Origin of the sequence: Streptomyces sp. NPDC090741, from assembly GCF_044769045.1 — a bacterium.
Lineage (GTDB): Bacteria > Actinomycetota > Actinomycetes > Streptomycetales > Streptomycetaceae > Streptomyces.
This window is the reverse complement of the sequence record NZ_JBIVXF010000004.1, coordinates 379,288-405,084: the sequence shown is the minus strand read 5'-3', so window position 1 is coordinate 405,084 and position 25,797 is coordinate 379,288. Positions and strand designations below refer to the sequence as shown.

At 72.9% G+C, this 25,797-nt stretch carries 25 protein-coding genes; 11 read left to right on the top strand and 14 right to left on the bottom strand.

The window, feature by feature from the left end; all coding sequences use genetic code 11:
- Nucleotides 1-46: 46 nt before the first annotated feature.
- From ACIQU4_RS13960 to ACIQU4_RS13945, 4 genes are all read right to left on the bottom strand, one after another.
- Nucleotides 47-2,608 carry a tetratricopeptide repeat protein gene (locus ACIQU4_RS13960; protein ID WP_403729206.1) on the bottom strand — a complete coding sequence of 854 codons (2,562 nt, stop codon included), beginning with the start codon at nucleotides 2,606-2,608 and terminating at the stop codon, nucleotides 47-49.
- A gap of 409 nt (nucleotides 2,609-3,017) precedes the next feature.
- Complete coding sequence (locus ACIQU4_RS13955) at nucleotides 3,018-4,271, bottom strand: hypothetical protein (protein ID WP_403729203.1); 1,254 nt, start codon at nucleotides 4,269-4,271, stop codon at nucleotides 3,018-3,020.
- Nucleotides 4,272-4,602: 331 nt separating this feature from the next.
- The gene (locus ACIQU4_RS13950; protein WP_403729200.1) at nucleotides 4,603-5,196 is read right to left on the bottom strand and encodes a DUF4291 domain-containing protein; all 594 of its coding nucleotides are present in this window, start codon (nucleotides 5,194-5,196) and stop codon (nucleotides 4,603-4,605) included.
- Nucleotides 5,197-5,238: 42 nt separating this feature from the next.
- Complete coding sequence (locus tag ACIQU4_RS13945) at nucleotides 5,239-7,695, bottom strand: helicase-associated domain-containing protein (protein ID WP_403729197.1); 2,457 nt, start codon at nucleotides 7,693-7,695, stop codon at nucleotides 5,239-5,241.
- A 107-nt stretch (nucleotides 7,696-7,802) separates the two neighbouring features.
- On the opposite strand from ACIQU4_RS13945, the gene ACIQU4_RS13940 reads away from it, so the two are divergent.
- A complete protein-coding gene (locus ACIQU4_RS13940) occupies nucleotides 7,803-8,813 on the top strand; it encodes a hypothetical protein (RefSeq protein WP_403729194.1) in 1,011 nt (336 codons plus the stop codon).
- A 105-nt stretch (nucleotides 8,814-8,918) separates the two neighbouring features.
- Nucleotides 8,919-9,590 (top strand): HAD family hydrolase, encoded by a 672-nt coding sequence (locus tag ACIQU4_RS13935; protein ID WP_403729193.1) that lies wholly within the window; start codon nucleotides 8,919-8,921, stop codon nucleotides 9,588-9,590.
- Between the two features lie 79 nt (nucleotides 9,591-9,669).
- Here the strand turns inward: ACIQU4_RS13935 and ACIQU4_RS13930 are convergent, their stop codons facing one another.
- Nucleotides 9,670-9,921: a hypothetical protein gene (locus tag ACIQU4_RS13930; RefSeq protein WP_403729190.1), complete on the bottom strand. Its 252-nt coding sequence runs from the start codon at nucleotides 9,919-9,921 to the stop codon at nucleotides 9,670-9,672.
- Nucleotides 9,922-10,122: 201 nt separating this feature from the next.
- Here ACIQU4_RS13930 and ACIQU4_RS13925 point away from each other — a divergent pair, with 201 nt between their 5' ends.
- Nucleotides 10,123-10,506, top strand: a complete 384-nt coding sequence (locus ACIQU4_RS13925; RefSeq protein ID WP_030012939.1) for a cold-shock protein — start codon at nucleotides 10,123-10,125, stop codon at nucleotides 10,504-10,506.
- Nucleotides 10,507-10,608: 102 nt separating this feature from the next.
- Here the strand turns inward: ACIQU4_RS13925 and ACIQU4_RS13920 are convergent, their stop codons facing one another.
- The 4 genes from ACIQU4_RS13920 to ACIQU4_RS13905 all read right to left on the bottom strand — a co-directional run bounded on the left by ACIQU4_RS13920 (nucleotide 10,609) and on the right by ACIQU4_RS13905 (nucleotide 14,214).
- A complete protein-coding gene (locus tag ACIQU4_RS13920) occupies nucleotides 10,609-11,496 on the bottom strand; it encodes a 1,4-dihydroxy-6-naphthoate synthase (RefSeq protein ID WP_403729188.1) in 888 nt (295 codons plus the stop codon).
- Entirely contained in the window at nucleotides 11,483-12,208 is a 726-nt protein-coding gene (locus ACIQU4_RS13915) for a futalosine hydrolase (protein ID WP_403729186.1), read from the bottom strand. The genes ACIQU4_RS13920 and ACIQU4_RS13915 overlap by 14 nt, the downstream gene beginning before the upstream one ends.
- A gap of 13 nt (nucleotides 12,209-12,221) precedes the next feature.
- Entirely contained in the window at nucleotides 12,222-12,707 is a 486-nt protein-coding gene (locus tag ACIQU4_RS13910; RefSeq protein ID WP_385588897.1) for a DUF2771 domain-containing protein, read from the bottom strand.
- 133 nt (nucleotides 12,708-12,840) lie between these two features.
- Nucleotides 12,841-14,214, bottom strand: a complete 1,374-nt coding sequence (locus ACIQU4_RS13905) for an MFS transporter (RefSeq protein WP_403729183.1) — start codon at nucleotides 14,212-14,214, stop codon at nucleotides 12,841-12,843.
- Between the two features lie 369 nt (nucleotides 14,215-14,583).
- Here ACIQU4_RS13905 and ACIQU4_RS13900 point away from each other — a divergent pair, with 369 nt between their 5' ends.
- From ACIQU4_RS13900 to ACIQU4_RS13880, 5 genes are all read left to right on the top strand, one after another.
- Nucleotides 14,584-15,492 carry a DUF3027 domain-containing protein gene (locus ACIQU4_RS13900; protein ID WP_403729180.1) on the top strand — a complete coding sequence of 303 codons (909 nt, stop codon included), beginning with the start codon at nucleotides 14,584-14,586 and terminating at the stop codon, nucleotides 15,490-15,492.
- Between the two features lie 59 nt (nucleotides 15,493-15,551).
- Nucleotides 15,552-15,770, top strand: coding sequence for a hypothetical protein (locus ACIQU4_RS13895; protein WP_385588903.1), 219 nt, complete (start codon nucleotides 15,552-15,554; stop codon nucleotides 15,768-15,770).
- A 138-nt stretch (nucleotides 15,771-15,908) separates the two neighbouring features.
- Entirely contained in the window at nucleotides 15,909-17,399 is a 1,491-nt protein-coding gene (locus ACIQU4_RS13890) for a flotillin family protein (protein WP_403729177.1), read from the top strand.
- Between the two features lie 47 nt (nucleotides 17,400-17,446).
- Nucleotides 17,447-17,998, top strand: a complete 552-nt coding sequence (gene thpR, locus ACIQU4_RS13885; RefSeq protein ID WP_403729175.1) for an RNA 2',3'-cyclic phosphodiesterase — start codon at nucleotides 17,447-17,449, stop codon at nucleotides 17,996-17,998.
- 209 nt (nucleotides 17,999-18,207) lie between these two features.
- Nucleotides 18,208-19,197: an aldo/keto reductase gene (locus ACIQU4_RS13880; RefSeq protein ID WP_403729172.1), complete on the top strand. Its 990-nt coding sequence runs from the start codon at nucleotides 18,208-18,210 to the stop codon at nucleotides 19,195-19,197.
- 63 nt (nucleotides 19,198-19,260) lie between these two features.
- On the opposite strand, the gene ACIQU4_RS13875 is transcribed toward ACIQU4_RS13880, so the two are convergent.
- Together ACIQU4_RS13875 and ACIQU4_RS13870 are read right to left on the bottom strand one after the other, a co-directional pair.
- On the bottom strand, nucleotides 19,261-19,848 hold the full coding sequence (locus ACIQU4_RS13875; protein WP_403729169.1) for a Uma2 family endonuclease: 588 nt from the start codon (nucleotides 19,846-19,848) through the stop codon (nucleotides 19,261-19,263).
- A 107-nt stretch (nucleotides 19,849-19,955) separates the two neighbouring features.
- Complete coding sequence (locus ACIQU4_RS13870) at nucleotides 19,956-20,639, bottom strand: GDSL-type esterase/lipase family protein (RefSeq protein ID WP_403729166.1); 684 nt, start codon at nucleotides 20,637-20,639, stop codon at nucleotides 19,956-19,958.
- 76 nt (nucleotides 20,640-20,715) lie between these two features.
- Here ACIQU4_RS13870 and ACIQU4_RS13865 point away from each other — a divergent pair, with 76 nt between their 5' ends.
- Nucleotides 20,716-21,723 carry a WD40 repeat domain-containing protein gene (locus ACIQU4_RS13865; protein ID WP_403729163.1) on the top strand — a complete coding sequence of 336 codons (1,008 nt, stop codon included), beginning with the start codon at nucleotides 20,716-20,718 and terminating at the stop codon, nucleotides 21,721-21,723.
- Nucleotides 21,724-21,733: 10 nt separating this feature from the next.
- On the opposite strand, the gene ACIQU4_RS13860 is transcribed toward ACIQU4_RS13865, so the two are convergent.
- Both ACIQU4_RS13860 and ACIQU4_RS13855 read right to left on the bottom strand, forming a co-directional pair.
- Nucleotides 21,734-23,098: an MFS transporter gene (locus ACIQU4_RS13860; RefSeq protein WP_403729161.1), complete on the bottom strand. Its 1,365-nt coding sequence runs from the start codon at nucleotides 23,096-23,098 to the stop codon at nucleotides 21,734-21,736.
- A gap of 26 nt (nucleotides 23,099-23,124) precedes the next feature.
- Nucleotides 23,125-23,562 carry a MarR family winged helix-turn-helix transcriptional regulator gene (locus tag ACIQU4_RS13855; RefSeq protein WP_030156888.1) on the bottom strand — a complete coding sequence of 146 codons (438 nt, stop codon included), beginning with the start codon at nucleotides 23,560-23,562 and terminating at the stop codon, nucleotides 23,125-23,127.
- A 118-nt stretch (nucleotides 23,563-23,680) separates the two neighbouring features.
- Here ACIQU4_RS13855 and ACIQU4_RS13850 point away from each other — a divergent pair, with 118 nt between their 5' ends.
- Nucleotides 23,681-23,863: a hypothetical protein gene (locus tag ACIQU4_RS13850; RefSeq protein WP_030156886.1), complete on the top strand. Its 183-nt coding sequence runs from the start codon at nucleotides 23,681-23,683 to the stop codon at nucleotides 23,861-23,863.
- Here ACIQU4_RS13850 and ACIQU4_RS13845 read toward each other — a convergent pair.
- A complete protein-coding gene (locus tag ACIQU4_RS13845) occupies nucleotides 23,856-25,310 on the bottom strand; it encodes an NCS2 family permease (protein WP_403729158.1) in 1,455 nt (484 codons plus the stop codon). The two genes, ACIQU4_RS13850 and ACIQU4_RS13845, sit on opposite strands and share 8 nt — an antisense overlap.
- 149 nt (nucleotides 25,311-25,459) lie before the next feature.
- On the opposite strand from ACIQU4_RS13845, the gene ACIQU4_RS13840 reads away from it, so the two are divergent.
- Nucleotides 25,460-25,744, top strand: a complete 285-nt coding sequence (locus ACIQU4_RS13840; protein ID WP_403729156.1) for a DUF2530 domain-containing protein — start codon at nucleotides 25,460-25,462, stop codon at nucleotides 25,742-25,744.
- Nucleotides 25,745-25,797 lie beyond the last annotated feature (53 nt).

The following is a 25,797-nucleotide window of genomic DNA, read 5'->3' as shown; positions in this document are numbered from 1 at the left end:
GGGGTGGCCGTCCGGGCGCGGACGGCCAAACCTCCAGTCTGCCGTATCAGGGGCCCGGTGTCCGGGGCCCTGATCGCCGGAGCCACCCGGGCAGCTGCCGTGTGCGCATTCTCCCGGTCTCGTCGTGGAGCCGCAGGACCTGGGTGAGGAGGTGCTCGTCGCCGGTTTCCCGGAAGGCGGCGGCGGACTCCTGGAACGCGTCCTGCGCCGAGGCCAGGTCGCTGGTGCGCCGTAGGGCGAGGCCGAGGTTGAGCAGGGCCTTCGCCTCGTAGTGGCGCTCGCCCAGCTGCCGGTAGAGGGCGACGGACTCCGTCTGGGCCCGCACCGCATCCTCGTACCGGCCGCTCAGCTCCAGCGCCGTGCCCAGGTTGGTCAGCGTCATCGCCGCGGTGTACGCATCGCCGGCCCTGCGGCTCGTCTCGACCACCGACGTGAGCGGGGCGATCGCTTCCGATGCTTGGCCGGACCGGATCAGGACCAGGCCGAGGTGGCTCTGTGCCAGAGCCGCCATGTGCTCGTCACCCAGCGATTCCAGGATGTCCAAGGCCCTCGTGAGCCGGTCGATCGCCTCCCGGGGGCCGCGTTCGTCGCGGTCCATGGCGAGGGCCAGCCCGCTGTTCGACAGGGCGAGACCCGCGCTGTGCAGGTCCCCGGTCTCCTCGGCTGCTGCCAGTGCCTCTTCATGGGCCTCGACGGCGGCGCCGTATTGCCCCATGTCCCGCAGCACCATCCCCAGGTTGTTGAGCGCGATGCCCTCACCCCTGCGGTCGCCGGCCGTCCGGCAGATGGCGATGTCCTCGGCGAAGGCCTCGGAGGCCTCAGGGAGTCTGCGTAGATCGTGCAGGGCCTTGCCGAGGTTGTTGTACGCCATGCCCCGGGCGCGCGGGTCGGTCTCAGGCGGGTAGCGGTCCAGGGCCTGCCGGAGCATGTCCACGGCCTCCTCCGGCCGGTTCATCTGCTGGTAGGTCAGGCCGAGATTGGTCAGGGTGGCCGCCGCCGAGAAGGGGTCCCCGTTCCGTTCGTGCAGGGCCAGGGCCTCCCGGTACGCGGCCGACGCGTCGTCGAAGCCGCGCAGCTCGCGCCGGGCCGTGCCCAGGTTGTTCAGGATGTCCGCCTCGGTGGCCCGCAGCACCGGATCGTCCGAGGAGCGGACGGCCGCCAGTGCGGCGTCGGCCAGTTCGGCGAACTCGTCGAAGTGCCGGCGCAGGGAGTGGAATTCGAGCAGGCACGACTGCAGGTGGACCAGCGCCGCGGGCCTTCCCAGCCCCGGCGCGGCGAGGGCCGCGGCACGCAGGTTGTGCCGTTCGGCGTCCAGCCAGGCCAGGGCCGCGTCCCGGTCGGGGAAGAGCGGATCGGGCGGGAGTCCGGCGTCCACGTGGGTGTCGGCGGCATGAGCGTTGCTCAGGTAGTGCCGGTACAACCGGTCCGCGGCCGCCTCCCGTTCGTGCGGCTCGTCCTGTGCCCGGCACAGTTCGTCCGCGTACAGGCGCATGAGGTCGTGCATGCGCCAGCGTCCGTACGAGGGCCCGGTCTCGATGAAGTGCCCGCGCGCGAGCGGCAGCAGCAGGTCCTCCGTGTCGTCGGGCGCGGTGCCGGCCAGCCGGGCCACGGCCTCGGTGGCCAGGTCGGGGCCCGGGTTGAGGGTCAGCAGCCGGAAGAGCCGGGCCTGCTCCGGCCCCAGGTGCCGGTACGAGAGGTCGAAGGCCGCACGGACGGCGAGGTCTTCGCGGCTGAGCCGTTCCAGCCGGCGCCGGGCGTCGCCGAGGGCCGTCGCCATCGAGTGCAGCGGCCGGGCGGGGATGTCGGCCAGCAGGGCGCTGACGACGGAGAGCGCAAGGGGCAGCCGACCGCAGAGTGCCGCCAGCTCGGCGGCCGCCGCCGGCTCGTCCGCGACCCGGGTTTCCGCGGGGCCCACGACGCTCCGCAGGTTCCGGCCGATGAGGTCCACCGCTGCCTGCTGCCCGAGGACGGAGAGGTCGAGCACGCGGGCCCCGAGGTCGCTCAGGGTGTGCCGGGAGGTGATCAGCACGGGGATGCCCGGGTCGCCCGGCAGCAGCGGCCGGACCTGGGCGCTGTCCATCGCGTTGTCCAGGACCACCAGGATCCGCCGCCCGTCCGCCGCGTAGGCGGCGAGGACGGACCGGTACAGGGCGGCCCGCTCCTCCACGTCCTCCGGGACGTACTCGTTCGGGACGGCCAGGGCGCGGAGCAGGGAGCCAAGGGCCCGATGTGCGCCTACGCGGCGCCGGTCGTCGTAGCCGAAGAGGTCGATGAAGAGAACGCCGCCCGGCAGCAGGTCCGTCGTGTCGCGTGCGCGGTGAGCCGTCTGGACGGCGAGCTCGGTCTTGCCCACCCCTGGCAGCCCCGCGATCACCTGGCGGGTGGCGGCGGCGGCCGACGACGGGCCGGGCAGGAGCGCCGTGAGTAGCGCTTCTTCCTCCGCCTCCCGGCCCGTGAAGGCGGGGGAAGGGGCGGGCATCCCGGTCAGAGCGGCCGGGATGGTGGCCGGGAGCTGGAGGGTCACGTTGGCGCCCTGCACCACGGCGTTGAAGTACAGCCCGCCGCTGATGTGGTTGCGGATGCCGTGCCTGTCGTCTGATCCGGTCATGGGTCCAACGGTAGGAGCTCGCCCTAGGGTCGGGGGATGGATGATCGGCATTCTTTTGTGCCGGACGGGTTCGAGGTGCCGCTCGGGCTGGACGGGGACGGGTTCCGGCTGGAGCTGTTGGGGGAGCGGCACAATGCGCGCGATCTCGCCGCCTAGAGCGGGAGCATCGCGCACGTGCGGGCCACGCCCGGGTTCCGGGGGCCGGGGTGGCCGCTGGTCGAGGGGATGAGGCGAGGCGAACCTGGTGATCTGGTGCGGCACGCGCGGGACTTCGCGGACCGGAAGGTCATCGGCTGACGCGCCGGAGCGGGTGAGTGTCAGCTCCTGGGTACGGGCGGACCGGGCGCCGCTCGACGCGGTGAACGCCGGAGGGGCCCGGCACTTGTGTGCCGGGCCCCTCCGGTCGGTCTTAGCCGCGTACGGTGCGGCGGCGGGCGCCGAGCCAGGCGGCGGCACCGCCGAGGGCGACGAGGACGGCGGCCAGGCCGGAGTACAGCCCGGTGTTCGAGTCGGCGCCGGTGTGGGCCAGGGAGCCGGTGGCGCCGGTGGCCTTGGTGTTGTTGTTCGCGGCGACGACCGCGGTGGCGGAGGCCGAGGCGGACGGGGACGGGCTGGTGGACGGCTGCGTGGTGGCGGACTTGCTCGGGGTCGGCGCCGGCGAGGGCGTGGTGGTGGCCGGGGCGAACTGGAACTTGGCCTCGGTGCTCGCGAACGGGTAGGTGTTGCCCTCGGCGAGGCCGATCTGCGCACCCAGGGTGACCGTGGTCTCCTTCTTCAGCGTCGACTTCGGGTCGAGCTTGGCCCGCAGGTGCACCTTGCGCTCGCCGGAGGCCTTGCCGAAGCCCTTCGCGATGTCGGGCAGACGGTAGGAGCCGTCCTTCGCCGACAGGTCCTTCCACTGGCCGTCGGTCTGGATCTGGAGCTGGACACCTTCGAGGTCCACGTCCAGGTAGGTGGCCAGCGCCGTGTTGAACTCGCCGTCGCCCGTGGCGCGGTAGCGCAGGTCCATCTCGCGGCACTGGTACTCGCCGGTCTTGTCCTGGCAGGGGTTGACCTGGTCGAACCAGGCCTCCAGCTTGCCGGCCTTGACCGCCGGGTCCGCCTTGAAGGTCAGCGACGGGGAGCCGCCCTCCGCCACCTCGTTCTGGTAGCTCGTGGCGCGCAGCTCGAAGTCACCGTCGTTGGTCGGGTAGTTCTTGCCGAGGCCGATCGTGACCTTCCAGGTCAGGTTCCCGCCCGCCGGGATCTCGAAGCCCTCCGAGGCCCCCTTGCCCGCCGGGTGGAACATGCCCTGCCATTCGCCGTCCTGCTGCCCGATGGAGGACTCGGTCGCCGGCGCGGTCACGCCCTCGACCTTGAAGGTCACGTCGGTCTGCTGGAGCGGGCTCGCGCCGGCCGGCTTGCCGATCATCCACGGGTGGTACGAGTGGGGCTTGTCCGAGGGGTTGGCGACCGTCAGCTCGAAGGTCTCCGTCGCACCGCCGCGGGTCAGCGGGCCGCTCGGCGCCGGGGCACCCATCGTGATCTTCAGCGCGTGCAGGTTCTCGGCGGCCGGGGCGGCGTACGCCGACAGCGGCATCAGGACGGTACCGGCGACGGCGGCGACGACGGCGGTGGCGGCCGCGGAGCGGAGGGTGCGGTGGGTGGCGGTGCGAGCGGACATGGTGGACTCCCCCCAAGGAATCACGAAGGCAGGCGAGCAGCGCAGAGCGGTGGCAGCCGGCGGAACAGACGGAACAGACGGAACAGACGGAACAGACAGAAGAGGCATGCGAGATGCCGCGGCAGAGCGCCGGGGCGGGTGGTGCCGGGTGTCGCTCTCGCGCCGGTTCGTTTTCCTCGGCCGCTGCTGCGATGAACTGATCTTCACACATCGCGGATCGCCAATCCATCTCCCGTGTGTCACCGCTCTGCAACAGGGACCACAGGGGCCCTTCAACCCCTCTGAGCTGCGAAAACGATGCTTCGCATTCCGCTTTTCGCGCCGCGGACCGCTACGCGCCCAGGTGCTCCAGCGACCCCGCCGGATACGGCGTCTCCACCGGCAGCAGCGCCCGCGCCGCCGCCTCGTCGCCGGACCGGACCAGGCCGTGGATCTCCCGGGCCAGCGGGGTCACATCGCGGATGGAGACCGTCCACTCGTCGGCGTACGCGCGCGAGGCCGGCCCGGACAGGCCCAGCTGGAGCGAGCGGTGGGCCAGCGGGTTCAGGTGCAGGTCGCGCTCCGGGTCCCACTGGACGCGGGCGGGGGCGTCGCGCAGGGCCTGCTGCCAGGCCTCGTGGTCGGTGTGCGTGCCGCGTTCGTAGTGGGACAGGCAGGCGCGGCGCAGCGCGTGGTCGAAGCCCTCGCGGGTGATCTCGACGGCCAGCACCGTCTCCTGGTCGGCCTTGGTGGCCCAGCCGCAGCGGTACATCATCCACAGGAACGACGGCTTGATCCACGTCATCCGCTCCCGCTTCCAGGCGGGCGGGAACCGGCCGTCGCGGGCCGCGGGCAGCCCCAGCGCGGGCGCGTACGCCTGGTAGACGGTCACCGTGGTGTCGGTGTGGGCGGCCCTGATCTGCCGATTGTTCTGCGCGTCTTGCATGCGGCAAGGGTGCTCGGTCGCAACCCCTCGCCGCGAGCCGTTTTACAGGTGCTCCTCCGCCAGCTCCGCGACCCCCGTGATGCGGTGCAGGGCGTACGTCCGGACCTCGTCCGCCGTGTGGTCGTAGCCGGTGACGAAGCCGCCCTCCACCCGGACCGGGGCGATGACCCGCTGGCTCGCCGCGCCGTCCGCGTTCACGTACCCGATCCACACCGCCGACCCGGTCATCGCGGCCGCCTGCACCGTGGCCAGGGTCTCCGCCGCGCTCGTACGCGGGAGTTCGCCCGGGACCACGGATGCCGAGGTGGGCTCCTTGCGCACCGCCGTCGCGGCCAGATCGCCCGCGCGGATCGCCCGTACGGCCGCCCCCAGCAGGGTCGCGTCCGGGACCGGCGGCCCGTCCGGCACCGGGACCGGCGCCGACCGCGCCGGCGTCCGGTGGGCGTCGGCCCGCGCCACGACCACGTCCCCGGTCAGCGACTCCGCGGCCGGCGCGTACCCCATCGCCCGCAACCCGTCGAGCAGCGCGCCCGGTTCGGCCTGCGCCGCCAGCACCGTCGGGGCGAGGCGCCGCAACCCCAGCCCGGCGGACCGCCGGTCGGCCAGGATCTCGTTCAGCATGCCGTCGTCGTCGCAGCGCACGTACGAGGAGGCCACCCCGACCCGCAGGTGCCCGTGCCGCCGGGCCACGTCGTCGATCAGGTACGCCAGCGGCTGCGGAACCGGCGTGATGCTGTGCTCGGCGAGGAAGGCGTGCAGGTCGGAGGCGGTCCGCCCGGAGTCCAGGGCCCGCCGTACGGAGCCGGGCGTGAAGCGGTAGACGGTCGCCCCGCCCTTGGACTCCACGTCCGCGAGGACGGCCAGCACATCGCTGAGCGCCCGGCGCAGCGGCCCCGGGGCCACCGCCGTCAGGTCGGCCTGGAGCAGTACGTGGTCCACCGGCTCCGGAAACAGCGGCGCCAGCAGCGGCGCCGGGTCACGGTGCTCCAGCAGCGCGCGGCCGTGCGCCGCGAGCGCGCCGCGGCCGGTCACGCCGAGCACCTCGGCCTCGGTCAGCGTCCACCGCGCGAGGTGGGCGCGCAGCGCGCTCGTCCCCCGTACCGGCCGCTCCCAGCCGAGCCGGGCGAGCAGGGCGCCGGCGTCGGCGGAGCCGCCCTCGGGCAGGGCGGCGAGGAGTTCGAGGACGCGCCGGCGCACCTCGGGGGCGGCGGAGCGGTCGAGTTCGGGGCCCAGCGCGGACAGGGTGCGGCCCTTGGCGTCCTGGTCGCCGACCAGGCCGGCGGTCCGGGTGGCCGGCAGCCAGGCCGCGGCGAGGGCCGACCACCGTTCGGCGGGCGGGAGTTCGACCCAGTCGTCGAAGGCGGGGGTGGGCGCGTACCGCTCGTCCGCCTCCCCGTCGCCGGCCAGCAGCCCGGCCGCGTAGGCGAGTTCGATCCAGAACGCGGCCGCCGGCTCGGTGGCGTCCAGGGTGGCCGCGGTCCGCTTCAGGTCCCGTACGGACAGTCCGCCGGCCCGCAGCACCGGCGGCCCGGCGTGCTCCCAGGACTTCACCAGCTCCTCGACGGCGGCCAGCGCGGCCAGCGCCTGCCCGGCCGCGTTGGCGTCCACAAGCTGTGGACGGTGCTCGCGGTCCGCGGGCACCGCCGGGGCCAGCGGCTCCGTCTCCCGGTGCGCGAGGCCGCCGCGCAGGTGCAGCGCCACCTCGCGGGGCAGTACGACGGTCCGCGCCGACGCCGGCAGCAGCAGCCCGCGGTCGCGCAGCCAGCGCACGGGCGGGGTCGGGTTCGGCGTGACCTCCCCGTACGGAGGCCCCCACACGAGCCGGCCGAGCACCTGGTGGGCCTCCGCGGGGGCCTCGTCCAGCAGCGCCGACATCCGCTCCGGGTCGGTGAACAGCCCGGTCAGCGCCGTCACGGCGGACACCGGGTCGTGCGTGGCGGGCAGCCCGGCGGCCGCCACGATCTCCTGGATCCGCGTCGGCGACATCCCGGCGGTTGCCTCCGCGACGGTCGGCCCGAGGCCGGTCGGGGAGGGCCGGCCGGCGGACGGCGCGAGCAGCTCGCGGGCGGTGCGGACCAGCCGCAGCCGCTCGTCGTCGCCCCATACCAGGGCCTGGTCGCGCAGGGTGGTCACGGCGCGCGGGAGTTCGGCGCGGGCGCCGTTGTCCCCACCCCCGGTGGTGCCGTGCTCGCCGGCCAGCAGCGACTCCAGCACCGGGTACGGGCACGGGTCCGGGGCCACCGCGAGGGCCTCCGCGGTCTGCAGGGCGAACCGGTCGAGCCGGTCCAGCGCGCGCACCACCGATGCCCGGGTGCCGGCCCGGGTGGCCAGCTGCGTCATGTCACCCGGCACCGGGCCGAGCAGGTCCGGGCGTGCGTGCAGCAGAGTGGCGAGCGACGCGTCGTCGCGGGCGCGCAGCGCCTCGGCGAGGGAGCGCGGGGCGCTGCTCGCTGTGGCGCTTCCCGCAGCGCTGCTTGGCTCAGGCACGGTCGCCTCCATGGTCGCGTCGGCCGGTCCCCATCCGGCCAACGGTATCCGCTGAGCCCTCGGCCGCTCCACGGGCGCACGCGCTACCGTTCCGGTGGGTGGTACGGGAGGAGCCGGGCATGGGGATCGAGAGCGACCATCTGGTCTACGAATATCTGAGCCGGGTCGGGGACTTGGCGCAGCGGCGGCAGCTGTCCTCGGGGGACCGGATGCGGCTGGTGGCGGGCTTGCGGGACGAGATCGACCGGCGGCGCGCCAAGTACGAGCCGGAGACCCCGGCGGCCGTACGGCGCATCCTGGAGCGGATCGGTACGCCGGAGGATGTCCTCGACGGCATGGGCGCGTCGCCGGCTCCCCGGACGCGGGCCGCCACCCCCGATCCGGCTCCGTCGGTGCCGACCCAGCGGGGGCCCGGCCGGCTGCGCCGCAAGTCCGTGCCGGAGCCGCGCCAGGCCGACAGCGCGCCCGCGCCGCCGCACCTGGCGGGGCTCGACGAACTCGGCGCCGACGGCGGGGCGGAGCCCGACTGGTGGCGCGTCGCGCCGGGCCCGTTCGGCGCCGGGCCGCAGGTGGAGGGCTTCGCGGGCGGGATCGAGATCCCGGAGCTGTTCAGGAACCCGGTGGAGGAGGAGAAGCCGGAGGCCGCGGCCGGTCCCGCGGGTGCGCCCGCCGCCGGAGGCGGTTCGGCCGTACGGGGCCTCGTACGGTTCCTGAAGCAGCGCCGGCAGGCCACGGCGCAGGCCAAGGCGGCGGCCGGGGCCGCGGCCGATCCGCAGGCGGCGGCCGCCGCCCCGCGCCCGAAGCCGCACGCCTTCCTGCTGCTGTCCGCGGCCGTGCTCGTGGCGGGCGCGGTCACCGGCTCCTGGCTGCTGCTGATCGGCGGTTGGCTGCTCGCGTACGCCTCGCGGGTGCTGGGGCCGGCCGAGCGCAAGGCGGTCGTGTTCGGGCTGCCGGGGGCCGTCTTCGCGGGTGCGGTGGTGTGGCTGTGGGGCCGCCTGGAGGGCCGCTGGGGCGCGCCGCTGACGGACGAGGGGCTGGGCGGGGTCTTCCAGGGCATGTGGCCCTGGCTGGCCCGGGGTGCGGCCGTCGCCTCGGCCCTCTACCTGGCCTGGCGCTCCCGCCGCCGCTGAGGCTTGTGCGGGCGGGCGCTGACATGGCACCAAATTTCACTGTCCGGTAAGGCGAGGCCAAGTCTCTGTTCCCGCCCGTCCGCCCCGGCTCGGCACAATGGGTGCATGAGCTCCGAGACCCCCGCCGTGCCCGCCGTGCCCGCCGTGCCCGCCGCGTCCGCCCAGCTGACGGTCGGCTTCGACCTCGACATGACCCTCATCGACTCCCGCCCCGGAATCAAGGCCGCCTACCAGGCGCTTTCCGCCGAGACGGGTACGTTCATCGATGCCGACGAGGCGGTCACGCGGCTCGGTCCGCCGCTGGACGAGGAGCTCGCGTACTGGTTCCCGGAGGCGGAGATCCCCGCCATGGCCGACCGCTACCGCGAGATCTATCCCACACACGCCATCGAGCCGACCCCGGCGATGCCCGGTGCCCGCGAGGCGATCGAGGCCGTCCAGGCGCTCGGCGGCCGCGCGATCGTCGTCACGGCCAAGCACGAGCCCAACGCCCGGCTGCACCTCGCGCACCTCGGCATCGAGCCGGACGCGGTCGTGGGCCGGCTGTGGGCCGAGGCCAAGGCGGGCGCGCTGCGCGAGTACGGGGCGCAGGTCTACGTCGGCGACCACGTGGGCGACGTACGCGGCGCCCGTACGGCCGGCGCGCTGTCGGTGGCGGTGCCGACCGGCCCGTGCCCCGAGCCGGAACTGCGGGAGGCGGGCGCCGACGTGGTGCTGCCGGACCTCACCGCGCTGCCGCAGTGGCTCGCGGAGTACGTCCGCACGCACGCGGTCTGAGCCGGGGGTCCGATCCGGGGGTCCGATCCGGAGGCCCGAGCCCGCAGGTCCGAGCCCGCAGGTCCGGCCCGAGGGGGCGTCAGGTCTGGGACGCGCGGGCGGCCCGGCGCTGGGCCGCCGCCGAGCGCAGCACGCCCGCCGCCGAGATCGCGAAGCCGACGCCCATCATCATGCACACGGCCCACGCGGACGGCGGGAACGGGGGGATGTGCAGGAACAGCGGGGCCATCGTCACGAGGGTCGCCACGGCGCCCACGATGAACACGATGCCGCCGGCGCGCACCAGGCCGTCGCCGGGCCGCGCTTCATCGCCATGAGGAGTAACAGTCACCCCACCAGGGTAGTTCCCTGGCCGAAGCAGCCGACAGCGCAGCCGAAATGCGAAGAGCCGGCGAAGGACCGGGGAACGTCTTGTCTCCTGTCGATCGCCCACTAGCCTGGATACGGCGGGTCACCATGACCCGCTGCGCTGTTGTCCGGACCCGCCGCGCGGCGTACCGGACCCCGACGAGCACAAGGACAGAGGACGGACGTGCCTACCGGCAAGGTCAAGTGGTTCAACAGTGAGAAGGGCTTCGGCTTTCTCTCCCGCGACGACGGCGGAGACGTCTTCGTCCACTCGTCGGTGCTCCCGGCCGGGGTCGACGCCCTCAAGCCCGGCCAGCGCGTCGAGTTCGGCGTTGTCGCCGGACAGCGCGGTGACCAGGCGCTTTCCGTGACGGTGCTGGACCCGGCGCCCTCGGTCGCGGCCGCTCAGCGCCGCAAGCCCGACGAGCTCGCCTCGATCGTGCAGGACCTCACGACCCTGCTGGAGAACATCACTCCGATGCTGGAGCGCGGCCGCTACCCCGACAAGGTGCACGGCACGAAGATCGCCGGCCTGCTGCGCGCGGTGGCCGACCAGCTCGACGTCTGAGCCCGTACCGAGCCCGTTCGTACGACGGTGCCCCGGCCCTCCGAGAGGGCCGGGGCACCGTCGTACCTGCGTGGAAGCGGCCCGGAAGCGGCCTGAAACGGCCTACGGGAAGTCCAGCGCACCCGGCGCGATGGCCGGTACCAGACCCTCCGCCGCGGCCCGCGTCAACAGCCCGCGCACCGCCGCGTACCCGGAATCGCCCAGGTCGGCGGTGAACTCGTTGACGTACAGCCCGATGTGCTGGTCGGCGACGGCCGGGTCCAGCTCCTGCGCGTGGGCGCGGACGTACGGGCGGGAAGCCTCCGGGTCCTCCCATGCCATCCGGACCGACGTACGGGCCGACTCGGCCAGCGCGCGCAGCGTCTCGGCGCCCAGCGAGCGCTTCGCGATGATCGCGCCGAGCGGGATCGGCAGGCCGGTCGTGTGCTCCCAGTGCTCGCCCATGTCGGCCAGGCAGTGCAGCCCGTAGTCCTGATAGGTGAACCGGGCCTCGTGGATGACCAGTCCGGCGTCGACCCGGCCGTCGCGGACGGCCGGCATGATCTCGTGGAACGGCAGCACGACCACCTTGCCGACGCCCTCGGGCAGCACGTCCGCCGCCCACAGCCGGAACAGCAGGTAGGCGGTGGAGCGTTCGCTGGGCACGGCGACGGTCTTGCCGGCCAGGTCCACCCCCGCTTCACGCGTCAGGACGAGCGGCCCGCAGCCGCGCCCGAGCGCCCCGCCGCACGGCAGCAGTGCGTACTCCTCCAGCACCCACGGCAGCACGGCGTACGACACCTTCAGCACGTCCAGCTCGCCGCGCTCGGCCATGCCGTTGGTGATGTCGATGTCGGCGAAGGTGACGTCGAGGACGGGCGCGCCCGGGACCCGGCCGTGGGCCCAGGCGTCGAAGACGAACGTGTCGTTCGGGCAGGGCGAATAGGCGATGGCGAGCGGTTCGGCGGGCCGTCCGGGCGGCTGTGCAGCGGGCCGTTCAGCGGTGCTCATGGCGTTCTCCCCAGGTGACGAGTACGGGCCCCAGGGCGCGGAATCCGGCGGTGAGCGCGGCCAGCGCGTCCCCGATCCGCCAGGCGTCGCGGTCGCGGGGGCCGACGGCGTTGGACACGGCGCGGACCTCCAGTACGGGCAGCCCGTGGGCGGCGGCCGCCTCGGCGACGCCGAAGCCCTCCATGGCCTCGGCCCCGGCGAGCGGATGCCGGGCGGCGAGCCGGGCCGCGCCCTCGGCGGTGCCGGTGACGGTGGAGACGGTCAGCACGGGCGCGAGCAGCGCCCCGGTGGCCTCGGCGGCGCGGGCGGCGAGCTCGGCGGGCGGCAGGTGGACGCTGTGCCCGAAGCCGAGCTGCTGCACGTCGAGGAAGCCGTCGGGGGTCTCGGCCCCGAGGTCGGCGGCGACGACGGCGTCGGCGACCACGAGGGAGCCGACCGGGGCGGCGGGCGGGAACCCGCCGCCGATGCCGGCGGAGACGACGAGGGAGTACTCGGCCAGCGCGAGGGCGGTGGCCGTGGCGGCCGCGGCGGCGGCCGGCCCCACCCCGCCGACGAGGACGTCGGCGGCGAGACCGGGCAGATCGCGCCGGGAGAGGAGGTATCCGCCGGGTAGGGCGCGCGGCTCCGGCGTCACCGGGTCCGGATGAGGGGTGAGACCGGCGGCGACGGAGTCTGCCTCCGCCGCCACCGCGGTCACGATGAGCGCGCGCACCGTCGGTACGTGGCTACTTGAGCTTGACGTTGTAGGCCCAGACGGCGAGCGGCTTGCCGTCCTCGCCGACCTGGACGATGTTCAGCTTCTTGGAGGACGGGGCCTCGCCCTGGCCGCCGGTGGCGAAGAGGTCGGCGCCCGGGAAGCTGCGGTAGGTGTTGGAGGAGGGCTCGGTGATCGGCTGGCCGTCCAGGACCGCCTGCCACCGCTTGCCGTCCTCGACGACTTCCGGCTCGACGCCGAGACGCAGGGTGTCCCCGCGGCCGTAGTCGATGGTCTTGGCGTCCTTCATGTCGGTGAGGCACTCCTGGACCTTGTCCATGGAGAGCTCCTTGGAGTCGGAGCAGACGGCCTCGGTGGACACCGACGACGTGCCGACCGTCACGGTCGCCAGCGGCGTCGGCTTGTCGCAGGCGGAGAGAAGGAGGAGGCCGGCGGACACGGCTCCGAGGGCCGCGACGCTGCGGCGGCCCCTACCCGAGAAAAGCGGTGCGGTCATGAGCCGAAGGCTATCGGGCCACCCCGCTCCGCCGCCGCACGGGGGTGTCCGTGGCCTGCCGCGCGGCGCGCGGTCGGCCCGGCCGGGCCGGTTTGCCCGGCATGACCCACAAGAAACCCCCGCCGGACACGCCCTACGCCACTCGGGGACGGGGCGAGCCCGAGGGGTGGTGGCGGGGGGCGGAGAGGCGGCCGCGCAGGGCCATCACGGTGCCCGCCGCGACGATCGCCGCGGCCACGGCCATCCCCAGGACCCCGTTCAGCGGCAGCACGATGCCGATCGCGCCGCCCAGCACCCACGCCATCTGGAGCAGCGTCTCCGAACGGGCGAACGCGGACGTCCGTACGGCCTCGGGCACGTCCCGCTGGATCATCGCGTCCAGCGACAGCTTGGCCAGCGCCTGGCAGAAGCCCGCCGTGGCCCCCAGTACGGCCATGAACAGCCCGCTGAAGAACACCGCCGCCAGGATCGCGACCCCCAGGGTCACCGACAGCACCGCCGCGATGATCGTCTCCGGTGCCCGGGCCCGCAGCCACGCACCCGCCGCCGTCCCGCAGGCGTTCCCGACGCCCGCCGAGACGCCCACGATGCCCAGGGAGACCGCCGCGCTCTGTCCGGCGAGCGGGTGCTCGCGCAGCAGGAACGCCAGGAAGAAGATCAGGAACCCGGACAGTGCGCGCATCGAGGCGTTCGCCAGCAGACCGCACAGCACCGACGGGCTCACCGTGCGCAGGCCCGGCTTGCGCGAGTGCGGCTCGTGCGTGGACAGCCGGGCCCGCCGCTCGCCCTTGGCCTCGTCCACCTTGTGCGGAAGCGAGAACGCCGCGAACGTGCCCCAGACGAAGATGGCGCAGGCGCCGTACAGCGGCCACGGCGGCCCGATGACGTGCAGCCCCGCCGCGACGGGCGCCGCCGCGCCGGTGGCGAGCAGGCCCGCCAGGGTGACCCGGGAGTTCGCCTTGACGAGTGAGAAATTCGGCGGGAGCAGCCGCGGCACCACCGCGCTGCGCACCACCCCGTACGCCTTGGACGCGACCAGCACGCCCAGCGCCGCCGGGTAGAGCTCCAGCCCGCCCGTGGCCACCGCGCCCGACATCATCACCGCGAGCAGCGCCCGCGCGAGCATCGCGCAGGCCATCGCGGCCCGCCGGCCGTGCGGCAGCCGGTCCAGCGCCGGGCCGATCACCGGGGCGAGGACGGTGAAGGGGGCCATGGTGATCGCCAGATACAGGGCGACCCGGCCGCGTGCCTCGTCCGTGGGTACCGAGAAGAACACCGTCGAGGCCAGCGCCACTGTGATCATCACATCGCCGGCGCCGTTGATGGCGTGCAGTTCGATCAGCTTGCCGAGACCCGATTCGCCGGCCCCGTGCGCGTGCGTGGCCCGCCGGATCCCGCGCGCCGTACCGGTGAAGGGGCGCCGCAGGGCACGCCCGACGGCCCGGCCGGCCCGCCTGGCCGGTCCCGAGCCGCCGCGGGACGACCGTACGGGTGCCACACCCGCCATAGTGCCCCACGCACCCCTCACGGTCCCGTCCCGGCGCGTTACGGGCACCCGACGGATCGCCGTCGGGAGGTCGTAGGGGCGATGTCGTCACAGGGTCTCGTCCGCGAATCGGACCTTGCATGTGGGCCCAAGGCGTCGAAGGAGGTAGCGTGCGTAGCGCGCCACCGGCGGTTGCTCTCGGCCGCGCGCCTCTTCGCTATCCCGCAGAATGGATGGCAGGTAGGTGCGCCCGAGGCCGATCGGGTGCGGACGTCGACGCGGCCCTCTGGTCCGCTCCGCCCGCACCACGTACGGACAGGACCGACGGGTCGTTCAGGACGACAGTACGGACGGCGCACTCGTGAGACGGCGTAGGAGAGAACGAGACCTGTGAGTGCTGCGACGACGCGAAGCCGTACCCCCGACCGCCTGTGCGCCGAGGCGGTAGACCTCGCCCGCACGGCGGCCGAGGAAGCCGCCGCTCCCTCCGTGGTGGGCGAGCACGTCTCCGCCGTGGCGGAGGGTGACCGGGTCGTCACGCACTTCTTCGAGTGCAAGGACCCCGGCTACCGGGGCTGGCGCTGGGCCGTCACCGTCACGCGTGCCTCCCGCGCCAAGAACGTCACCCTCGACGAAACGGTGCTGCTTCCCGGTGAGGGCGCGCTGCTCGCCCCCGAGTGGGTGCCGTGGAGCGAGCGGCTGCGCCCGGGCGACATGGGCCCCGGCGACCTGCTGCCCACCGACGCCGAGGACCTGCGGCTGGAGCCGGGCTGGTCGGGCGAGGACGCGCCGCCGCCGAACTCGGTCGTCTCCACCGAGATGGCCGAACTGGTCGAGGCCGAGGACGCCGAGGTCACCGACCGCGCCGTGGTCCCCGTACGGGGCTCCATCACCTCCGTCGCCGAGGAGCTCGGCATGCGGCGCGCCCGGGTCCTGTCCCGGTACGGGCTGCACAGCGCCGCCGACCGCTGGGACGAGTCCTTCGGCGCCAAGACCCCGATGGCGCAGGCCGCGCCCGCCTCCTGCGTCTCCTGCGGGTTCCTCGTCGCCATCGGCGGCTCGCTGGGCCAGGCCTTCGGCGTCTGCGCCAACGAGTTCGGCCCGGCCGACGGACACCTCGTCTCGCTCTCGTACGGCTGCGGCGGCCACTCGGAGGCCGCGGTCATGCCGAAGCCGCTGCGCCCGGCGCCGCCGGTGCTCGACTCGATGGCCACGGACGAGTTCCCGCTGCGCCCGGCCCCCGACACGGGCTCGGTCCCCTCGGCGGACCTCCCGGCCGCGGACCTCGGGCACTCGTAGAGCCCGGCCCGCCCCGTAAAGCCCGGCCGGCCCCCCCACCGGCGGCGTACCCTCGCCGCATGGGGGAAGACGGCATGGTGGGGCTGGACGGCCGGGTGACCGGCACGGTGGGCCCCGGGCTCGTGGGCGAGGTGATCGTCCGCATCCGGGGCGGCGCTGAGCACTTCCTCGCCCATCCGGCGCACGGGACGGGCCGGCTGGAGGTCGGGACGGTCGTGACCGTCGTCGAGTACCTGCCGCCGCGCACGGTGTACGTGATGGCGGCGTACGACAACTGAGCCCCGGCGCCACCTGCGGGGATCTGGTTCGTATCAAGATGGCGACAAGAAACCGCCAGCGTCTTCTTAACGGCCCCGCACAGGCGCACACTCGCCCTCGTCAGTGTCGAACGGCACTGCGATAAGGGGGCGTTGCCGATGGCTATCGGCGTCGTGGCGGGAATCGTTCTCGCCGCAATCCTGGCTTTGATCGGCCTGTTCAAGCTCATGTGGCGGGTGGCCGAACCGAACGAGGCACTCGTCATCTCCGGCTCCACGCACCGCACCGAGGGCATCGGCGAGGGCATGGGGTTCCGGATCGTCACCGGGCGCGGAACCCTCGTGGTCCCCGGTGTGCAGGCGGTGCGCAAGCTCTCGCTGGACCTCAACGAGACCCAGCTGAACGTGGACTGCGTGACCCACCAGGGCATCCCGCTGCGGGTGAAGGGCGTCGTGATCTTCAAGATCGGCGACGACTTCGTGTCCATCGCGAACGCGGCACGCCGCTTCCTGGACCAGCAGAAGATGATGCCCGAGCGGGTGCACATCGTCTTCGCCGGCCATCTGCGGTCCATCGTGGGCGGGTTGACGGTCGAGGACATGATCCGCGACCGGGAGAAGCTGACGGGGCAGACCCGGGCGGCCTGCGGTACGGAGATGGAGAAGCTCGGCCTCATCGTCGACTCGCTCCAGATCCACGAGATCGAGGACCCGACCGGCTACATCAAGAACCTGGCGATGCCGCACGCGGCCGCCGTCCAGCGGGACGCGCGCATCGCGCAGGCCGAGGCGAACCGTTTGGCCACCGAGGCCGAGCAGACCGCGTTCGCGCGGATGGCGGAGGCCACCCGCGACAGCGAGATCCTCCAGGCCGGCTACCAGGCCCAGCGCGACAAGGCCGCGGCGACCGCCCGCCAGGCGGGCCCGCTCTCGGAGGCGGCGGCCCGCCAGGAGGTCGTCGTACAGGAGACCCGGGTCGCCGAGCTCGAAGCCCACCGGCGCGAGCAGCAGCTCCAGGCGGACGTACGCAAGCCCGCGGACGCGGCGGCGTACGAGACCCGCACCCGCGCCGAGGCCGAGCGCGACGCCCGCATCTCGGCGGCGCAGGCCAAGGCCAAGGAGACCGAGCTGGCGGCCGCGGCCGAGGCCACGCGCGTCACGACGGCGGCGACCGCGGACGCGGCGGCCACCGAGGCCCGGGGTCTGGCGGCCGCGAAGGCCACCCGGGCGACCGGTGAGGCCGAGGCCGCCGCCACGCAGGCGAAGGGCCTCGCGGTCGCGGCGTCGGCGAAGGCGAAGGGCCTCGCCGAGGCCGACGCCATCAAGGCGCGGGCCGCCGCACTGGCCGAGAACCAGGAGGCGGTCGTCGCCCAGCAGCTCGCCGAGAACTGGCCGGCGATCGTGGAGGCGGGCGCGGGTGCCTTCGGCAACGTGGAGCACATGGTCCTCCTGAACGGCGCGGAGGGCATGTCGGAGATGTTCGCCAAGGCGCTGACCATGGGCGGCACGGGCCTGGGCCTGGCCCGCCAGCTGCTCTCGTCGATGTCCCCGCCGGCCGCCCCGGACACCACCCCGGTGAACGGCAAGACGGCGTCGTCGGCGGCGTCGCCGTCGTCGGCGGCTCACCAGATCCCGATCGCGGACGCGTAACCCGCCCGGCGCGAGCCTGACCCGTCGTCCGGGTTAGGCTCGCGCCCATGAGGCTGTTCGCCGCGTTGATGCCGCCCCAGCAGGCTGTCGAGGAGCTGCGCGAAGCAGTGGCGCCCCTCCGGGACGACCGGCTGCGCTGGACGGGGGAGGCGGGCTGGCACTTCACCCTCGCCTTCATGGGCGAGGTGCGTGAGGAGGTCCTGGCGGACCTGCACGCCCGCCTGGCCCGCGCCGCCCACCGCACCGAACCCTTCGGCCTGCGCATCCACGGCTCCGGGCACTTCGGCGACCGCGCCCTGTGGGTCGGCGCGGCCGGCGGGCTCGACCCGATGCGGATGCTCGCCGAGCGCGCCGACGCCGCCGCCCGCCGGGCCGGGGTGCCGATGGAGCACCACCGCCGCTACACCCCCCACCTCACCCTGGCCCGCAGCCGCACCGGCGCCGACATGCACCCGTACGTCGACGCCCTGGCGGGCTTCGAGGGCGCGCCCTGGCAGGTCGGGGAGCTCAGCCTGGTCCGCAGCAACCTCCCGGCGGGCGGGGTCCCCGGGGAGCAGCCCCGCTACGAGGTGGTCGAGGCCTGGCCCCTGGCCGCCTGACGCCCCTCGGTAGGGGAACCCGGGACGCCCGCGTTACGCTCGACGGGTGGATCCCAAGACCCGAAACCGTGTGATGGCCGGTGTACTCGTGCTGATGTTCGTCGTAGTGGCCGTGGCAGCCGCCGTGGGCCAGTAGCCGCGCCCCGGACGGCAGCCCGTCCGCGCGGGGCCTTGCCTGGAGTGGACTCCAGGCAGTTGGCTTGGGGTTCATGAAGTACACACAGCTCGGACGCACCGGACTCAAGGTCAGCCGACTTGTACTCGGCACGATGAACTTCGGTCCGCAGACAGACGAACCCACCAGCCACTCGATCATGGACGCCGCGCTCGGCGCGGGCCTGAACTTCTTCGACACCGCCAACGTCTACGGCTGGGGCGAGAACAAGGGCCGCACCGAGGAGATCCTCGGCACCTGGTTCGCCCAGGGCGGCGGCCGGCGGGACAAGACCGTGCTGGCCACCAAGGTGTACGCGAACATGGCCGGCGAGGGCGACCCGTGGCCCAACTACGACCGGCTCTCGGCGCTGAACATCCGCCGGGCCGTCGAGGCCAGCCTCAAGCGGCTCCAGACGGACTACATCGACCTCTACCAGTTCCACCACGTCGACCGCCGGACTCCGTTCGAGGAGATCTGGCAGGCCGTCGACGTGCTGATCCAGCAGGGCAAGGTGCTGTACGCCGGGTCGTCGAACTTCCCCGGCTACAAGATCGCGCAGGCCAACGAGACGGCCGCCCGGCGCGGTTCGGTCGGGCTGGTCAGCGAGCAGTGCCTCTACAACCTCGCCGAGCGGCGCGCCGAGATGGAGGTCGTCCCGGCGGCGCAGGAGTACGGGCTCGGGGTCATCCCGTGGTCCCCGCTGAACGGCGGGCTGCTGGGCGGGGTCATCAAGAAGGAGGTCGAGGGCGGCCGCCGCGCCTCCGGCCGGTCCGCGGACGCCCTGGCCAACAGCTCCGTACGGGCGCAGGTGCAGGCGTACGAGGACCTGCTCGACAAGCACGGCCTGGAGCCCGGCGAGACGGCGCTGGCGTGGCTGCTGACCCGGCCCGGGGTGACGGGGCCGATCGTGGGTCCCCGTACGGCGGAGCAGCTGGAGAGCGCGCTGCGGGCGCTGGAGCTGGAGCTGTCGGACGAGGTGCTCTCCGGTCTGGACGAGATCTTCCCCGGCCCGGGGGCCTCGCCGGAGGCCTTCGCCTGGTGATCCGGCCGAGGTGACGGCGCGACCGGTCCGCGCCCCGGTGCGGGGCGCGGACCGGGGCGGGGATCAGTCGCGGGGGAACTCGGAGGTGTCGAGCTTCAGGCCCACCACCGTGTCCGTGAGGTCGATCTCGTCCCCGAAGGCGATCTTCGTCTCCGTGGCGTAGTCCCCGTCCTTGGGCTGGGTGTGGAGCACACAGCGGCGGGTGTAGGGATCGACGATGAGGTACGCGGCCACTTCGGCGGTGGCGTACGCGGCCTTCTTGGGGCCGTAGTCGTTCGCCGCGGTGCCCTTGGAGATCACCTCGGCGACGAATTCCACGTCCTCGTGGCGCCAGTGAGCCGAGTCGTCCTTCGTGGCATCGGTACTGAGCAGCGCGACGTCCGGCGCGAACCCGTTCAGCCGACCCGGGAAGTCGATGCGCACGTCCGAGAGGGCTTTGACTCCCATGCCGAACTCGTCCTCCAGTGCACGGACGATCCTGCGGATGATCTCCCAGTGCGTGTCCCGCTGCGGCGACATGTAGACGGTCCCCTCGACGATCTCGACCTTCAATCCCTCGGGGACGGGCTCAAGCGCCTCGAACATCTGGTCCAAGGCCTGCTCGCTGCTGATGTCGGCCATCTCGATCCTGTCGGTCTCTACGACGGTCATCGTGGCGCTCCTCCCCGCTGCCGCGCAGTCGCGGGCAGCCGCGTAGTACAACGATACGCACGGAGACCGGGTCACGGCGGGAACGCCGGGTACGGCCCTACGGGGTGTCAGAGGGTTCGGTAGGGGCCGCCGATGCCCCAGGCCTGGTGCAGTACCGCCGCGAACTCCCCGGCCAGGCGGTGCTCGCCCGAGGCGTTGGGGTGGGTGCCGTCGTACGTGTCGTGCGCGATCTCGTACGAGGCCGGGCGCGCGGCCAGCAGGATCGGCGAGGCGTCGGTCGACAGGTCGGCGACGGCCTTCGCGAGGAGCTCGTTGAACCGGGCCACCTCGGTCGCGAACGGCGCGTCGGACTCGGCCCGGACGTTCGGGATGACCGGGAGCAGGACCATCCGGATGTCCGGCCGGGCCGCCCGGGCCTCCGCGACGAAGCGGCGGGCGTTGGCCGCGGTCTCCTCGGCGCCGGTGTAGAAGCCGAGGTCGATCAGGCCGAGGGAGACGAGCAGGACGTCGGGCTCGCCGGAGCGGACGGCGGAGCCGATGAGGGGGGCCATGTGCTGCCAGCCCTCGCCCCAGCCGGCGAGGTGGCGGCGGGCGTGCTCCGGGAAGCCGGGGTCGGCGTACGCGTGGCTGGTCGGCTCGTTCGCGCCGGTGTCGAAGAGCGCGGTGCGCGGGCCGACGATCTCGTACGGACCGCCCGGGACGGCACCCAGGTGCTGCCACATCCGGTAGCGCCAGGTGTAGTCGCCGGCGCGTCCGATGGTCATGGAATCGCCGACGAACATGAAACGCATCCGGTCATCATCGCGGATCACGCGCCGGGAGCCCCTGTGATGCCGGACACTCGGGGCGGGCTGGCACGCTTGGGGCATGCGCCTGCTGCCGTTGACCGCCGTCATTGCCCTTGTCGTGCTGCCGGGTTCGGCCGCCGCCGCTGCCGAGTCGGCGCCCGCCGGCGCCTCCGGGTTCACGATCACCGATCCGCGGATCAAGGAGTCGAGCGGGCTGGCGGCGAGCCGGATCCACCCGGGCGTGTACTGGACGCACAACGACAGCGACGACGGCCCGTACGTCTACGCGGTGGACTCGGCGACCGGCAAGACCGTGGCCCGGGTGACGCTGACGGGCATCGGCACCCCGCGCGACGTCGAGGCGATCTCGCTGGGCCCGGACGGGCAGCTGTACGTCGGCGACATCGGGGACAACCTGAACGGGACCTGGGACCACGTCTGGATCTACCGCTTCCCGGAGCCGAAGCAGCTGGCCGATGTCACGGTCGAGGCCGAGCAGTTCACGGTGAAGTACGCGGACGGGGCGCGCAACGCGGAGGCGCTGATGGTGCATCCGGTGACGGGCCGGGTGTACATCGCGAGCAAGAGCGAGGACAAGGGCGGGCTGTACGAGGGGCCGGAGAAGCTGTCGGCTTCGGGGACGAACGTGTTCCGGCGGGTCGCGGACCTGCCGTGGGTGACGGACGGGGCCTTCTCCCCGGACGGCGGCCGACTGACGCTGCGCGGCTACTTCTTCGCGAAGACCTATCCGTGGAAGGACGGGAAGCCGGGGGGCGAGGGCGAGCGGGTGGACGCGCCGTGGCAGGGCCAGGCGGAGTCGGTGACGTACTCGGCGGACGGCTCGACGCTGCTGTTCGGATCGGAGGGGGAGTCGAGCCGGGTGGTGGCGGTCGCGGTGAAGCCGGCGTCCGGTGGTTCCGGTACCCCCGCCCCGGCGAAGCCGGGCGCGACCCCGGCCGCCGGGGCCCCCGGCCCTGCGGGTGAGCAGGGCGGGGGCGGCTTCACGAAGGGCGCGGCCGTCCTGGCCGTGGGCACGGCCCTGGTCTTCGGCGCCAAGCGGCTCTTGCGCCGCAAGCCGCGCGACTGACGACAGGGCCTCAGGCCGCCGTCACCAGCTCGCGGGGGCGGGGCGAGGGCACGAACGTGACCCCGTGGCGGCTCACGCTGAGCCGGAGGTTGCCCACCCGGGACAGGATCACCGCGATCGTCGCGGCGGCGGCCAGGGAGACGAGGCCGCCCGCGGCCATGCCGACCCGGGCCCCGTACGTGTCCGTCACCCAGCCGACGACCGGCGCACCGATCGGGGTGCCGCCCGTGAACACCATCATGTACAGCGCCATCACCCGTCCCCGCATCTCGGGGTCGGTGGCCATCTGGACGCTCGCGTTCGAGGTGACGTTGACCGTCAGCCCGAACATCCCGATCGGCACCAGCAGCACCGCGAACAGCCAGAACCCGGGCGCGAAGGCCGTCACGACCTCCAGTGCGGAGAACAGGACCGCCGCCGCGACCAGCAGCCGCAGCCGCGAGTGCCCGCGCCGGGCCGCCAGCAGCGCACCCGCCAGGGAGCCCGCGGCGATCAGCGTGTTGAAGAACCCGTACGTGCCCGCGTCCCCGTGGAACACGTCGCTGACGAACGCCGACAGCCAGATCGGGAAGTTGAACCCGAAGGTGCCGATGAAGCCCACCAGCACGATCGGCCAGATCAGCTCGGGGCGCCCGGCGACGTACCGCAGACCCTCCCGCAGCTGCCCCTTGGCGCGCGGCCGCGGCTCGACCGGGTGCAGTTCGCGGGTCCGCATCAGCAGCAGGCCGGCGACGGGCGCGGCGAAGGACAGCCCGTTCAGCAGGAAGGCCCAGCCGACGCCTACGGCGGTGATCAGCACACCGGCGATCGCCGGGCCGACCAGCCGCGCGGACTGGAAGTTCGCCGAGTTCAGGCTGACGGCGTTGGCGAGCTGCTCCTTGCCGACCATCTCGGAGACGAACGTCTGCCGTGCGGGGTTGTCCACGACGGTGACGAGGCCGAGCAGGAAGGCCGCGAGGTACACGTGCCAGACCTGGACGTGTCCGGCGAGGGTGAGCGCGGCCAGGGCGACACCGGTCAGGCCCATCAGGGTCTGCGTGGCGATCAGCAGCGGCCGCTTGGGCAGCCGGTCCGCGAGTACGCCCCCGTAGAGGCCGAACACCAGCATCGGCAGGAACTGCAGCGCGATCGTGATGCCGACGGCTGAAGCCGAGCCGGTCAGGGACAGGACCAGCCAGTCCTGGGCGATGCGCTGCATCCAGGTGCCGGTGTTGGACACGGCCTGTCCCGTGGCGAAGAGCCGATAGTTCCGGATCTTCAGCGAGCTGAACATCGAGTTGTTCTTGCCCGTGGAGCGTGTGGAGCGCGCGGCGCGCTCGGTGGTAGTGGTGGATAGATGGCCGGGTGCGGAGTCTGCTCCGGTTCCCGTACTCAAAAGCGTTCGCCTCCTGGCGTCGTTCCTTACAAGTGCGCGAGCTTCTCCAGGACGGGCGCGGCCTCGCGCAGCTTGGCCCATTCGTCCTCGGTGAGCTCGGCCGCGAGCCCGGCCAGGAAGGCGTTCCGCTTGCGACGGCTCTCTTCGAGCATCGCTTCGGCCTCCTCGGTCTGGGTGACCACCTTCTGGCGGCGGTCGTCCGGGTGCGGCTGCAGCCTGACCAGTCCCTTGGCCTCCAGCAGCGCCACGATGCGCGTCATCGACGGCGGCTGGACGTGCTCGCGCCGGGCCAGCTCACCGGGGGTGGCCTGGCCGCAGCGGGCGAGGGTGCCGAGGACCGACATCTCGGTCGGGCTCAGCGATTCGTCGACGCGCTGGTGCTTGAGGCGCCGGCCCAGCCGCATGACGGCGGAGCGGAGGTCGTTCACGGCGGCAGCGTCGTCGCCATGGGTAAGGTCGAGCATCTCTTTAGACTACCTCATTACTCTCTCTAAGGAACGCCACTTAAGCGTGTCACTCGTACGGGTGAGTCGGCGGCGGAAAGTGACACGCGTCCACGTCCTGTGCCACGACCCTTTCGGCATGGGGACACACGTGCTGAGCATGCGCATAGACGGGGAGCTGCTCGACCGCCTCCGGACTCATGCCGCGAAACGCGGAATGAGCGTCCAGGACTATGTCGTCCGGACGCTCATTCGCGATGACTTCGACGAGCGCTTCAAGGCGGCCGTCGACGAGACGGAGAAGTTCTACGGGCTTACGTGAGGCCGAGCGCCGGCATCGCGTAGTAGAAGACGAACACCGCCGACACGACGTACAGGGCCGCCGGGACCTCACGGCCCCGGCCGGTCGCCAGCCGCAGCACGCAGAAGGCGATGAAGCCGAAGCCGATGCCGTTGGTGATCGAGTATGTGAACGGCATCATCACCATGGCCAGGAAGGCCGGGACGGCGATGGTGAAGTCGCTCCAGTCGATGTCCCTGACCGAGCCCGCCAGGATCAGGAAGCCGACCGCCACGAGGGCGGGGGTGGCCGCCTGGGACGGGACCATGGTGGCGAGCGGGGTCAGGAACAGCGCCACGGTGAAGAGGCCGCCGGTCACGACGTTCGCGAGGCCCGTACGGGCGCCTTCGCCGACGCCCGCCGTGGACTCCACGAAGCAGGTGGTGGCCGAGGACGAGGTGGCGCCGCCGGAGGCGACGGCCAGGCCGTCGATGAGCAGCACCTTGTTGATGCCGGGGAAGTTGCCGTCCTTGTCGATCAGCTTGGCCTCGTCGCCGACGCCGAGGATCGTGCCCATCGCGTCGAAGAAGCAGGACAGCAGCACGGTGAAGACGAAGAGGATGCCGGTCAGCATCCCGACCTTGCCGAAGCCGCCGAACAGGCTGACCTGGCCGACGAGCCCGAAGTCGGGCGCGGCCACCGGGTTGCCCGGCCACTCGGGGACGGTCAGGCCCCAGCCCGAGTCGGGCAGCCCGGCGATCAGCTGGACGGCGACGGCGATGACGGTCATGACCACGATGGAGATCAGGATCGCGCCGGGCGTCTTGCGGATCAGCAGGGCGAGGGTCAGCAGGACGCCGACGATGAAGATCAGGACGGGCCAGCCGTGCAGGTGGCCGCCGGTGCCGAGGGTGAGCGGCACGGTGGTGTGCGCGGCGTCCGGGATGCGGGTGACGAAGCCCGAGTCGACCAGGCCGATCAGCATGATGAACAGGCCGATACCGATCGCGATGCCCTTGCGCAGGCCGATCGGGACGGCGTTCATGACCCGCTCGCGCAGGCCGGTCGCGACCAGCAGCATCACGACGAAGCCGGCCAGGACCACCATGCCCATGGCGTCGGGCCAGCTCATGCGCGGGGCGAGCTGGAGGGCGACGACGGTGTTCACGCCGAGGCCGGCGGCGAGCGCGATCGGGACGTTGCCGATGACGCCCATGAGGAGCGTGGTGAAGGCCGCCGTCAGGACGGTGGCGGTCACGAGCTGGCCGCTGTCGAGCTGGTGCCCGTACATGTCCTTCGCGCTGCCCAGGATGATCGGGTTCAGCACGATGATGTAGGCCATCGCGAAGAAGGTGGCGAAACCGCCTCGGACCTCGCGGGCGATCGTGGAGCCGCGCTCGGAGATCTTGAAGTGGCGGTCCACGGCGGACCCGCCGCGGGGGGCGGGGTCCGGGAGGGTGGGCGCGGGGGCGGGGGCCGACGTGCTCATGCGGTCCTCTGGGTCTTCATCGCGGGGGCATTGGGTGATTCATACGAAGAAAATGGGCCAAGCCCACACAGTTTCAGTATGAACACATGAACGAAAGCCCGTCCATCTCCGCGCGTAGACCCTGTTTCGGCGCACCTAGACTTGGGGGCATGGCGAAATGGATTGCGAAGCACGAGGCGCCCGCGCCCCTTGAGGGCCCGATCGTCGCGACCGTCACCGGCGGCACGATCCTGTGGTTCGTCATGTTCCTGGCCCAGCTCCCGTTCTACGGCTGGTTCGCCGACCGGGACCTGCTGTGGTGGGTCTGGTGCTGCGCGGCCGGCGGGTTCCTCGGCCTGATCGGCCTCTGGTACGTCCGGGGCCGCGACGCCGCGCTCAAGCGGCACGCCGCCGCACTGGCCGCGCAGGACGAGGAGAGCGGCACCTCCGACTGAGGGGGCGGGGCAGGGGGACCAGGGGACGATTCGGGTCATCCCGAAGTCGGATC